Origin of the sequence: Micromonospora sp. SD12, from assembly GCF_052068495.1 — a bacterium.
GTDB classification, from domain to species: Bacteria; Actinomycetota; Actinomycetes; order Mycobacteriales; family Micromonosporaceae; genus Micromonospora; species Micromonospora echinofusca.
In genome coordinates this window covers 36,759-48,208 of sequence record NZ_JBQHDF010000010.1, presented here as the reverse complement: position 1 = coordinate 48,208, position 11,450 = coordinate 36,759, and the positions used below count along the sequence as shown (strand labels likewise).

Below are 11,450 nucleotides of genomic sequence, written 5' to 3'. Positions count from 1 at the left end.
ACTTAGGCTACCCTCCCCTAACTGAGGCGAACCTTACCTGGAGGGGTGCGTGAAGCGAAACTGGGAAGCCCTGGTGCTCAAGGCGATGGGCGGCCGTGACTTCCGGCTGACCGTGCTCGGCACGGAGTCCGTCGGTGAGCACTACCGCCGACTGCGCATGGACGGCGGCGGGCTGCTGGAGGCGTGCGGCGTGCACCCCACCATGTGGGTACGGCTGTGGTTCGACAACGACGGCAAGCCGCACCAGCGCGCGTACACCATCGTCGACCCGGACCCGGAGACCGGCCGGTTCGAACTGGAGTTCGCCATCCACGACGGATGCGCCGCCCGGTGGGCCGCCGCCGCGCAGGTCGGTGACACCATCGACGCCACCGTGCAGGGCACCGGGTTCAGCCTGCCGGACCCCGCCCCGCGACACCTGTACCTGGTCGGCGACGCCGCCTCGCTCCCGGCGGTGAACAGCCTGCTCGCCGCGGCCCCCGACGTCCCGGCGACGGTGTGGCTGGAGTACGCCCACGAGGGCGAGAAGGAACTGGCGCCGCGCGCCGCGGCCCCGCACGACGTCAACTGGGTGCCGCGCCGCGACGACGGGCGGCACCTGGTCGAGACCGTCTGCGCGGCCCTGCCCGCCGCCGAGGACGCCCACTACTGGGTGGCCTGCGAGGCGGCCAGCACGCGCGGCATCACCAAGCACGTACGACGCAACCTCGGCGTCGGCAAGCACCAGCTCACCTCGCTGGCCTACTGGAGCGCCAGGTGAGGGGTCGGCTCGGCACCCTCACCGCGCTCTACGTCACGCAGTACCTCGGCATCGGCTTCATCACCGTCGGGCTGACCGCCATCCTGCGTGACGGCGGCACCTCCCTCGACACGCTGGCGCTGTTGCAGTTCGTCGGTCTGGTCTGGCCGATCAAGTTCCTCTGGGCGCCCCTGATCGACCGGTACGGCTCCCGCCACCGCGGCCACTACCGGTCCTGGCTGCTGGTGCTCCAGGGCGGCATGGTGCTGGCCCTGCTGGCCCTGCTGCCGTTCGACCGCCCGGCCGGGCAGCTCGGCCCGGTCGTCGCGATCTGCGTCGCGTACGTGTTCCTCTCCGCCACGCAGGACATCGCCGTCGACGCCGTCGCCGTCCGGCTGCTCTCCGGGCGCTCGCGGGGGACCGGAAACGGCATCCAGGTCGCCGCGAGCTACGTCGGCAACCTGCTCGGCGGCGGCGCCTGCGTGGTCGTCTACGACCGGTTCGGCTGGGTGCCGGCGATCCTGCTGCTGGCCGCCCTGACCGCCGTCGGGCTGCTGGTGGTGTGGCGGTTCCGGGAACCGGAGCGCACCGACCGCGTCGCCAGCGCCGGCGCGGCGTACCGGGCGCTGCTGTCGGTGCTGGGCCAACCCGGCTGCCGGTGGTGGACCTTCGGCGTGGTGCCGCCGGTCTACATCGGCGCCGGCGCGACGTACGCCCTCGTGACGCCCGCCCTGGTGGACGCGGACTGGTCCCTGGCGCGCATCGGCGTGGTGACCGGCGTGGTGACCAGCCTGCCGGCCATCGTGGCCGGTCTGCTCGCCGGGGCCGCGATCGGCCGGTTCGGGCGCGGCCGCGTCCTCGTGGCCGGGGGAGTGGCGCTCGCGCTCTCGACGGCGATGCTGCTGCCGCTGATGAACGGCCGGGCGCCGCTCGCCGGGACGGTTGCCGCGCTCTGCTGCTTCATGGCCGCCTACACGATCGCCAACGTCGTGCTCTACACGGTCAACATGGACTATTCCCGGCCCGGCACGGGCGGCACGGACTTCACCGTGCTGTCGTCGTTCGGGCTGGTCTGCTCCTTCGTGGCGGCCTCCGTGGCGCTGGCGGCGGCCGAGGTGTTCGGCTACCCGGTGGTCGCCGTGGCCGCCGTCGTCCTGGTGGCGCTCGGCGTCGCGCTGGGCCTCGGGCACCAGCGGCGCTTCCGGCACCGATCCGGTGCGACGCCGGGCGAGCGGGAGCTGGCGAAGGTGCCGGGCTGAGTGATGCAGCTCAATGTGGACGGCGATGTTGACACATCCTTAGGTTAGGGTAACCTAAGCTCGCTCGATCACCGACTGCGGGCGGGCGGTGACGTCCCGCCATCCCGCCCCGCGTCCATTCCCGACCGTTTGAGGACCCGCATGAGCCTGCCCGGATCCACCGTCCAGGTGCCTTCGACCGGGGTGACCCCCGGGTCCGACGGCGCCCGCGCCCACCTGTTCACCGCCGGCTCGGTCGAGGAGTACCGGCGGGTGCTGGCCGAGGGGATCGGCCGGGTGGCGGCCCGGGTGAGCGAGGTGGACCGGCCCTTCACGGGCGCGACGCCGGACGAGCTGGCGCCGCGGATCGCCGGCATCGACCTGGACCGGCCGCTGGGCGACAGCGGGGCCGCGCTCGACGAACTGCACGACGTCTACCTGCGCGACGCCGTCTACTTCCACCACCCCCGCTACCTGGCGCACCTCAACTGCCCGGTGGTGATCCCCGCGCTGCTCGGCGAGGCCGTGCTCAGCGCCGTCAACTCCTCGCTGGACACCTGGGACCAGAGCGCCGGCGGCACCCTGATCGAGCGACGGCTCATCGACTGGACCGCCGACCGGATCGGCCTGGGGCCCGCCGCCGACGGCATCTTCACCAGCGGCGGCACCCAGTCCAACCTCCAGGCGATGCTGCTGGCCCGGGAGGAGACCTGCGCGAACCTGGTCGGCCGGGCGACCGAGCGGCAGTCCCGCCCGGAGCTGCTGTCCCGACTGCGCATCCTCACCTCGGCGGCCGGCCACTTCAGCGTGCAGAAGGCCGCCAAGCTGCTCGGCCTCGGCGCCGACGCCGTGATCACCGTGCCCACCGACGCCGACCGGCGGATGCGCACCGCCGACCTGGCCCGGGAGATCGCCCGGTGCCGGGAGGAGGGGCTGGTGGTGATGGCCGTCGTCGCCACCGGCGGCACCACCGACTTCGGCACCATCGACCCGCTGCCGCAGATCGCCGACATCTGTGCCGCCGCCGGCGTCTGGCTGCACGTCGACGCCGCGTACGGCTGCGGGCTGCTGGTGTCGCCGACCCGGCGGCACCTGCTCGACGGCATCGAGCGGGCCGACTCGGTCACCGTCGACTACCACAAGTCGTTCTTCCAGCCGGTCAGCTCCAGCGCGCTGCTGGTACGCGACCGGCGCGTGCTGCGGCACGCCACCTGGCACGCCGACTACCTCAACCCCGCGCGGATGGTCGAGCAGCGCATCCCCAACCAGGTCGACAAGAGCATCCAGACCACCCGCCGCTTCGACGCCCTCAAGCTCTGGCTGACCCTGCGGATCATGGGGCCGGACGCGATCGGCGCGCTCTTCGACGAGGTGATCGACCGCGCCGCCGCCGCGTGGCAACTGCTCACCGAGGACCCCCGCTTCGAGGTGGTCACCCGCTCGCAGCTGAGCACCGTGGTCTTCCGCTACCTGCCGGCCGCAGCCGGCCGGGAGGTCGTCGACGACGCCAACCTGTACGCCCGCGAGGCGCTGGCCGCCTCCGGCGCCGGCCTGGTCGCCGGCACCAAGGTCGACGGCGCGCACTACCTCAAGTTCACCCTGCTCAACCCCGAGACCACGCTGGACGACATCGCCCACGTCCTCGACCTCATCGCCGAACACGCCGGCTGGTATGCCCGGACCAGGGCCACCGCCGAGCTGTCCTGCCCCGTCGGCTGACGATCCGCCCCCGCTCTGGAGAACCGCATGTCGACGCACGACTTCATCGCCGTCGGGCTGGGCCCGTACAACCTGGGCCTGGCCTGCCTGACCGAGCCGATCGACGAACTCGACGGCATCTTCCTGGAGGCGCGGGACAGCTTCAGCTGGCATCCCGGGATGCTGCTGGAGTCGACCCGGCTCCAGACGCCGTTCATCGCCGACCTCGTCACGCTCGCCGACCCGACCTCGCCGTACTCCTTCCTGAGCTACCTCAAGGAGTCCGGGCGGCTCTACCCGTTCTACATCCGGGAGAGCTTCTTCCCGCTGCGCAGCGAGTACGACGACTACTGCCGCTGGGCCGCCGGCAAGCTGGGCAGCATCCGGTTCGGGCAGGAGGTCACGGCCGTCGGCTACGACCCGGCCGACGAGCACTACACCGTCACGGCCACGGTGGCGGCCACGGGGGAGTCGGTCACCTACCGGGCCCGGCACCTGGTGCTCGGCACCGGCACCCCGCCGTACGTGCCGGACGCCTGCGCGGACCTCGGCGGCGACATGATCCACAACTCGCGGTACCTGGAGCACCGGGCGGCGCTGCGCGCGAAGCGGAGCATCACCGTGATCGGCAGCGGGCAGAGCGCGGCCGAGATCTACCACGACCTGCTCGCCGACATCGACACGTGCGGCTACCAGCTCAACTGGGTGACCCGGTCGCCCCGGTTCTTCCCCCTCGAATACACCAAGCTCACCCTCGAGATGACCTCGCCGGACTACGTGGACTACTTCCACGCCCTGCCGGAGCCCACCCGCTACCGGCTGGAGTCCGAGCAGAAGGGGCTGTTCAAGGGCATCAACGCCGACCTCATCAACGAGATCTACGACCTGCTCTACGCCAAGAGCATCCCCGGCCCCGTCCGCACCCGGCTGCTGACCAACACCGAGCTGACCGCCGCCGCGTACGACGAGTCCGGCGGGACGTACACGCTGGGCCTGCGCAACGTCGAGCAGGAGCGCGACTTCACGCTGGACACCGAGGGCCTGGTGCTGGCCACCGGCTACCACTACCGCGTACCGGAGTTCCTGGAGCCGGTGCGCGAGCGCATCCGCTGGGACGCGCACGGGCGCTTCGACGTGGCCCGCAACTACAGCATCGACCACACCGGACGCGGCATCTTCCTGCAGAACGCCGGCACCCACACGCACAGCGTCACCTCGCCCGACCTGGGCATGGGCCCGTACCGCAACTCCTGGATCATCCGGGAGCTGCTGGGCCGCGAGCACTACCCGATCGAGAAGGGCATCGCCTTCCAGGAGTTCGGCGTGCCGGCCGGGGCCGCGTCGTGACCGAGGTGGTCCACCGCCGGGTCGACGAGCGGCTCGGCGAGTTCGCCCTGCGTACCCTCGATCCGGACGCCGACGCGCCGCTGCTGCACCGCTGGGTGACCCACCCGAAGGCGGCGTTCTGGCTCATGCAGGACGCCGACGTGGCGCGGGTCGCCGAGGAGTACCGGCGGATCGCCGCGCATCCGCACCACGACGCGTTCCTGGGCCTGCACGAGGGCCGCCCGGCGTTCCTCGCCGAGCGGTACGACCCCGCCCACGTCGAACTCGTCGGCCTCTACGACGCGGCCGACGGCGACGTCGGCATGCACTTCCTCTGCGCCCCCGCCGACGCCCCGGTGCACGGCTTCACCCTGGCGGTGATCACGACGGTGATGGCGTGGCTCTTCGCCGACCCGGCCACCCGCCGGGTCGTCGTGGAGCCCGACGTGCGCAACACGGCGGTGCACGCGCTCAACGCGGCCGTCGGCTTCACCGTCATCGGCCCGATCCGCAAGCCCGAGAAGGACGCGCTGCTCAGCGTCTGCACCCGTGACCAGTTCCACGCCGCAACCCGAGGAGACGTGCCCGCGTGAACCCGCTCGCATCCGTGGCCCACCTGACGCCCGCGAACTGGGCCCACGCCAACCGGCTGCTGGTCCGCAAGGCGCTGGCCGAGTTCGCCCACGAGCGGCTCCTCGCGCCCGAGCCCGTCCCCGGCGACGAGCCCGCCCCCGCCGCGCGCCGGTACCAGGTGCGCGGCGACGACGGGGAGGTCGTCTACCGGTTCATCGCGAGCCTGCTGGCCCTCGACCACTGGCGCATCGACGCCGACAGCATCACCCGCCACCGCGGCGACACCGAGCTGCCGCTGGACGCCCTGGAGTTCTGCCTCGACCTGCGGGGCGCGCTCGGCCTGACCGACCAGATCCTCCCCGTCTACCTGGAGGAGATCAGCTCCACCCTGGCCAGCACCGCGTACAAGCTCGGCAAGCCGGCCGTCAGCGCCGCCGAGCTCGCCGACGCGGACTTCCAGACCATCGAGACCGAGATGACCGAGGGCCACCCCGGCTTCGTCGCCAACAACGGCCGCATCGGCTTCGGCGTCGACGAATACCGGGCGTACGCCCCGGAGGCCGGCAACCCGGTGCGGCTGATCTGGGTGGCCGCGCACCGCGACCGGACGACCTTCACCTGCGCCGCCGACCTCGACTACGACACGCTGATCCGCGCGGAACTCGGCGACGACACCCTCGCCCGGTTCGCCGACACCCTGACCGGGCTCGGCCTCGATCCGGCCGACTACCTGCTCGTCCCGGTGCACCCGTGGCAGTGGTGGAACAGGATCTCGGTCACCTTCGCCGCCGAGGTGGCGCAGCGGCGGCTGGTCTGCCTCGGCCCCGGCCCCGACGAATACCTGGCCCAGCAGTCCATCCGCACCTTCTTCAACGTCACCGACCCGACCCGGCACTACGTCAAGACCGCGCTGTCCGTGCTGAACATGGGCTTCATGCGGGGGCTGTCGGCCGCGTACATGGAGGCCACCCCGGCCATCAACGACTGGCTCGCCGAGCTGATCGACGGCGACGAGGTGCTCAAGGGCACCGGGCTGACGATCATCCGGGAGCGGGCCGCCGTCGGCTACCGGCACCTGGAGTACGAGGCGGCCACCGACCGGTACTCCCCGTACCGCAAGATGCTCGCCGCTCTGTGGCGGGAGAGCCCGGTGCCCGCGCTGGAGCCGGGCCGGCGGCTGGCCACCATGGCGTCGCTGCTGCACACCGACCGCGACGGCCGCTCGTTCGCCGCCGCGCTCATCGCCCGCTCGGGCCTGGCGCCGAAGGCGTGGCTGCGCCGCTACCTCGACGCCTACCTCACCCCGCTGCTGCACAGCTTCTACGCCCACGACCTGGCCTTCATGCCGCACGGCGAGAACGTCATCCTCGTCCTCGACGGCGCGACGGTCGAACGGGCGATCTTCAAGGACATCGCCGAGGAGATCGTGGTGATGGACCCCGACGCCGACCTGCCGCCGCAGGTCCGACGGGTCCGGGCCGACGTGCCGGAGGACATGAAGCTGCTGTCCATCTTCACCGACGTCTTCGACTGCTTCCTGCGCTACCTCAGCGCCATCCTCGTCACCGAGGACGTCCTCGACGAGGAGACCTTCTGGCGCACGGTCGCCGAGTGCGCGGCCGACTACGCCGACAGCGTCCCGCACCTCGCCGAGCGGCTGCGGCGCTACGACCTGTTCGCCCCGGAGTTCGCGCTGTCCTGCCTGAACCGGCTCCAGCTGCGCAACAACCAGCAGATGGTCGACCTGGCCGACCCGTCGGCCGCGCTGCAACTCGTCGGCACCCTGACCAACCCCATCGCCCGCTTCGCCCCGTCGGCCCGATGACGACCACGACGCTCGCGCCGGCCGCGGAACCACCGGTCGGTGGCGCCGACGGGCGGGTACGCGGCCGGTGGCTGATCCTCGCCGTGCTCTGCCTCGCCCAGGTCACCGTGGTGCTCGACAACACGGTGCTGACCGTGGCGATCCCCGTGCTCACCACCGAGCTGGCCGCCAGCACCGCCGACGTGCAGTGGATGATCAACGCGTACGCGCTGGTCCAGTGCGGCCTGCTGCTCACCGCGGGCAGCGCCGCCGACCGGTACGGCCGCCGCCGGATGCTGCTGGCCGGGCTCGTGCTGTTCGGGCTCGGCTCGCTGGCCGCCGGGCTCGCCGGGTCCAGCGGCCAGTTGATCGCCGCCCGCGCCGGCATGGGGATCGGCGGCGCGCTGCTGGTCACCGCCACCCTCGCGGTGGCGATGCAGGTCTTCGACGACGCCGAGCGGACCCGCGCGATCGGCCTCTGGGCGGCGGCGAGCGCCCTGGGGTTCGCGGCCGGGCCGCCCTTCGGCGGGCTCGTGCTCGCCCACCTGCCGTGGGGGGCGATCTTCCTGGTCAACGTCCCGATCGTGCTGGTCTGCCTGGTGGCGGCGTGGGCGCTCGTGCCGGAGTCGCGCCAGCCGACCCGCGGCCGCCTCGACCTGGGCGGGGTGCTGCTCTCCACGGCCGGCCTGACCGCCGTCGTCTACGCGATCATCGCCGGGCCGGAGCAGGGCTGGACCGCCGCCGGGGTGCTGGGCGCGGCGGTCGCCGGAGTGCTCCTGCTCGCCGCCTTCGTGACCTGGGAGCGGCGGGTCGCCGACCCCATGCTGGACATGCACTTCTTCCGCAACCCCCGCTTCGTGGGGGCGGTCTCCGGGGTCGTCCTGATCACGTTCGGCGCCACCGGCGCGCTGTTCCTGCTGACCCAGCACCTCCAGTTCGTGCGCGGGTACCCGGCCTGGGAGGCCGGCCTACGGATGATGCCGTTCGCGCTCTCCATCGTCCTGCTGAACGTCGGCGGGGTCGCGGCGCTGGTGATCCGCCGACTCGGGCTGGCGTGGTCGATCGCCCTCGGCATGACGCTGCTCGCCAGCGGTCTCGCCCTGATCACCCACGCCCCGACGGACGGCTACCCGGTGCTGCTGGCGGGCCTGCTGGTGATGGGCGCCGGCTGCGCCGTGGCCAACCCCGCCATCGTCGAGGCCGTGATGAGCGCGATCCCGCCGGAGAAGGCCGGGGCCGGCGCTGGCGTCGACGGCACCATGACGGAGGTCGGCAGCAGCCTCGGCGTCGCCGTGCTGGGCGCCATCCTCAACGCCCGGTTCGCCGCCCTGCTGCCGGCCGCCGTGGCCGGCGCCGGCTCGTTCCCCGCCGCGCTGGCCGCCGCGCGCAGCGAGTCGGAGCGCGCGCTCGTCTCCGACGCGTTCCGCTCCGCCCTGGAGACCGGTCAGACGGTCGGCGCCGTGGCCGTCTTCGCGGGCGGCTGCGTCGCCGCCGCGCTGCTGCGCCGCGCCGAGCGGGCCGGCTGACCCGGGGGCGTCCGCTCCCGGGCGACGCCGGTCGGCGCCAGGCGGGCGGGGCCGCCGCCAGACCCCGGGACGCCCGGTCCGAGCGGGTGGGCGGCTCAGCCCCGGCGGAGCGTACGCAGCGCGCCGGCCCAGGCGACCACCTCGTCGAGTACGGTGCCGAGGGCCTGCTCCTGGTGCGCCGCAGGCCGGAAGTCGCGGAAGTTGACGAAGTCGGTCGTCAGGGAGAGCGCGACCTGCGAGCGGACGTCGGCCACCCCGAGCTGCCCCAGCACCAGCCGCAGGTGCTCCGCCGCCCGGGTGCCGCCGTGCACGCCGTAGCTGACCAGGCCGGCGGCGGCATGCTGCCACTCCTTGAACAGGAAGTCGACGGCGTCCTTGAGCGCGCCCGGGATGGAGTGGTTGTACTCCGGGGTGACGAAGACGAAGCCGTCGAAGCTGGCGACGGTCGTCGCCCAACGGCGTACGGCGGGGCGCCTCGACGGCGCCATCGACGGCGGCAGCATCTCGTCGAAGTGCGGCAGGTCGTAGTCGGCGATGTCGACCAGCTCGACCGTGGCGTCGCTCCGCTTGGCGGCGACGTCGGTCACCCAGCGGGCGACGGCGTCGGCCTTGCGGCCCGGCCGCGTGCTGCCGACGATGACACCGATCCTGACCATGGCTGATCTCCTCTACGGGGTGGGGACGGGACGCACGGGCACCGGCAGGCCGGCCAGATCACGGGCCAGCTCCAGCGCGCCGTGCAGGGACGACGTCGCGCCGAGGGCGGCAGCGCGCACCGGCGGCGCCGGCCGCCCGGGACGGCCGGCGGCGCGGGCCCGCTCGGCGACGAGCGGCACGAAGTCGGGCAGACCGGCGGCGAACCCGCCGCCGACGATCGCCAGCGCCGGGTCCAGCAGCTCGCCGAGGCTCACCACCGCCGCCGCCAGCGCCCGGCAGCTCGCGTCGACCGCCGCCACCGCCCAGGGCCGGCGCTCGTCGAGTGCCGCCCGCAGGTACTCGAAGCTGACCTCGGCGCCCCGGCCGGCGCCGGCCCGGCGCAGGGTGGCGGGGCCGGACGCGATCGACTGGAGACAGCCGCGCCGGCCGCAGTCGCAGCGCTCGCCGTCGAGGGCGACGACCATGTGACCGATCTCGGCGGAGGACCGGCCGGGCACCGACCGCCCGGCCAGCACCACGCCGCCGCCGATCCCGGTGCCCACGCCCAGGTAGACCACGTCGTCCGCGCCGGCGCGTCGGGCCTCGGCCAGCGCGGCGAGGTCACCGTCGTCGGCCACGGCGGTCGCCGCGTCCGGGAAGAGGCGGCGCAACGCGCCGGCGAGGTCGAGCCCCGCCCAGCCGGGCCGCCCGGGCCAGGTGGTGACGGTGCCCGCCGGGTCCGTGGTCGCCGGCATCGCCACGCCGACCGCGCCCACCGGCCCCCACGCGTCGCGCAGCCGGTCCACCTCGGCGGCCAGCGCGGCCAGGTCCTCGCCGAGGTCGGCGCCGGGCGGCCAGCGGAAGCTGCGCTCGTACGCCGGCCGCCCGGCCGCCTCCGCGCGCAGCGCCACCTTGGTACCGCCGACGTCGACGCCCAGCACACCGGGCGTCCGCTGTGGACCGGTCACGCCCGGGCCTCAGCCCTGCAGCACGTGCAGGACCACGAGCGCGACGGCCGCCATCGCGAAGATCACCGGCGTCAGGGTCATCGCGGCCGGGTCCTTCGCGCGGGCGTGGTAGACGACCGCGCCCACCATCTGCAGGGCGAGACCGATCGCCGCCGCGATGCCCAGCGGCGGCCAGAGCAGGCCGAGCAGCAGGCCGGCGACCGCGGCGAGTTCCAGCACTCCGAGCACGCGGGTCAGCCCGGGCGAGACGCCGAGGTGGTCCATCCGCTCGCGCATCTGTGCCTGCCCGGTGAGCTTCGGCACGGCGGTGCCCACGAACACCGCGGCGAGGATGAGGGTCAGGACGAGGATGGGAATGTGCACGTGAGGTCCTTTGGGAAGAGTCGGGACGTGCGGACGACCGTACCGCTGCCGTGGCGGCGCAGACGGGACCCGACGGCGGGGCCCGCGGTCGTCACCGGACGGTCGCGACGAGGGCGCGGGCGGCCAGCCGGTAGCCCAGCGACCCGAGCCCGACGATGACGCCGCTCGCCAACGGGGCGATCACCGAATCGTGCCGGAAGCTCTCCCGGGCCCAGACGTTGGACAGGTGCACCTCGACGAAGGGGCGCGGGTAGTTCGCCAGGGCGTCACGCAGGCTCCAGCCCGCGATCATCAGGGCGCCCGGGTTGACGATGGCGCCCACGGTGTCGTAGTTGTCCTGGATGGCGCGGATCAGGGCGCCCTCGCAGTCGTGCTGCTCGGCCACCACCCGCCAGCCCCGCCCCGCGATCTCCTCGCCGACGGCGCGTTCGATGTCGTCCAACGTGTCGGTGCCGTAGATCTCCGGCTCCCGTCGGCCGAGGATGCCCAGGTTCGGGCCGTTCAGCAGCAGCACGTCCGACACACTTCACCTCGCGGGGCGCGGCCCTGTCCCGACAAGGCCCGATGACTGGTCCACGC

11 protein-coding genes are annotated in these 11,450 nt (G+C 73.3%); 7 read left to right on the top strand and 4 right to left on the bottom strand.

Annotated elements, in window-relative coordinates:
• Positions 1-49: 49 nt before the first annotated feature.
• The 7 genes from ACTMS2_RS19740 (at position 50) to ACTMS2_RS19710 (ending at position 8,904) form a co-directional block, all read left to right on the top strand.
• Positions 50-760 carry a siderophore-interacting protein gene (locus ACTMS2_RS19740; protein ID WP_441176719.1) on the top strand — a complete coding sequence of 237 codons (711 nt, stop codon included), beginning with the start codon at positions 50-52 and terminating at the stop codon, positions 758-760.
• Complete coding sequence (locus tag ACTMS2_RS19735; RefSeq protein ID WP_441176718.1) at positions 757-1,998, top strand: MFS transporter; 1,242 nt, start codon at positions 757-759, stop codon at positions 1,996-1,998. The genes ACTMS2_RS19740 and ACTMS2_RS19735 overlap by 4 nt, the downstream gene beginning before the upstream one ends.
• A 141-nt stretch (positions 1,999-2,139) precedes the next feature.
• A complete protein-coding gene (locus ACTMS2_RS19730; RefSeq protein WP_441176717.1) occupies positions 2,140-3,696 on the top strand; it encodes a pyridoxal phosphate-dependent decarboxylase family protein in 1,557 nt (518 codons plus the stop codon).
• A 27-nt stretch (positions 3,697-3,723) separates the two neighbouring features.
• Entirely contained in the window at positions 3,724-5,022 is a 1,299-nt protein-coding gene (locus ACTMS2_RS19725) for a lysine N(6)-hydroxylase/L-ornithine N(5)-oxygenase family protein (RefSeq protein WP_441176716.1), read from the top strand.
• Between the two features lie 5 nt (positions 5,023-5,027).
• Positions 5,028-5,594 carry a GNAT family N-acetyltransferase gene (locus ACTMS2_RS19720; protein WP_441176821.1) on the top strand — a complete coding sequence of 189 codons (567 nt, stop codon included), beginning with the start codon at positions 5,028-5,030 and terminating at the stop codon, positions 5,592-5,594.
• Complete coding sequence (locus ACTMS2_RS19715; RefSeq protein WP_441176715.1) at positions 5,591-7,399, top strand: IucA/IucC family protein; 1,809 nt, start codon at positions 5,591-5,593, stop codon at positions 7,397-7,399. The genes ACTMS2_RS19720 and ACTMS2_RS19715 overlap by 4 nt, the downstream gene beginning before the upstream one ends.
• Positions 7,396-8,904, top strand: a complete 1,509-nt coding sequence (locus ACTMS2_RS19710) for an MFS transporter (RefSeq protein WP_441176714.1) — start codon at positions 7,396-7,398, stop codon at positions 8,902-8,904. Before ACTMS2_RS19715 ends, ACTMS2_RS19710 begins: the two co-directional genes overlap by 4 nt.
• Positions 8,905-8,999: 95 nt before the next feature.
• Here the strand turns inward: ACTMS2_RS19710 and ACTMS2_RS19705 are convergent, their stop codons facing one another.
• From ACTMS2_RS19705 to ACTMS2_RS19690, 4 genes are all read right to left on the bottom strand, one after another.
• On the bottom strand, positions 9,000-9,560 hold the full coding sequence (locus ACTMS2_RS19705; protein WP_441176713.1) for an NADPH-dependent FMN reductase: 561 nt from the start codon (positions 9,558-9,560) through the stop codon (positions 9,000-9,002).
• A gap of 12 nt (positions 9,561-9,572) precedes the next feature.
• Positions 9,573-10,508 carry an ROK family protein gene (locus tag ACTMS2_RS19700; protein WP_441176712.1) on the bottom strand — a complete coding sequence of 312 codons (936 nt, stop codon included), beginning with the start codon at positions 10,506-10,508 and terminating at the stop codon, positions 9,573-9,575.
• 9 nt (positions 10,509-10,517) lie between these two features.
• Positions 10,518-10,871, bottom strand: coding sequence for a DoxX family protein (locus ACTMS2_RS19695; RefSeq protein ID WP_441176710.1), 354 nt, complete (start codon positions 10,869-10,871; stop codon positions 10,518-10,520).
• Positions 10,872-10,962: 91 nt separating this feature from the next.
• Positions 10,963-11,394, bottom strand: a complete 432-nt coding sequence (locus ACTMS2_RS19690) for a type II 3-dehydroquinate dehydratase (protein ID WP_311413974.1) — start codon at positions 11,392-11,394, stop codon at positions 10,963-10,965.
• Positions 11,395-11,450: the final 56 nt, after the last annotated feature.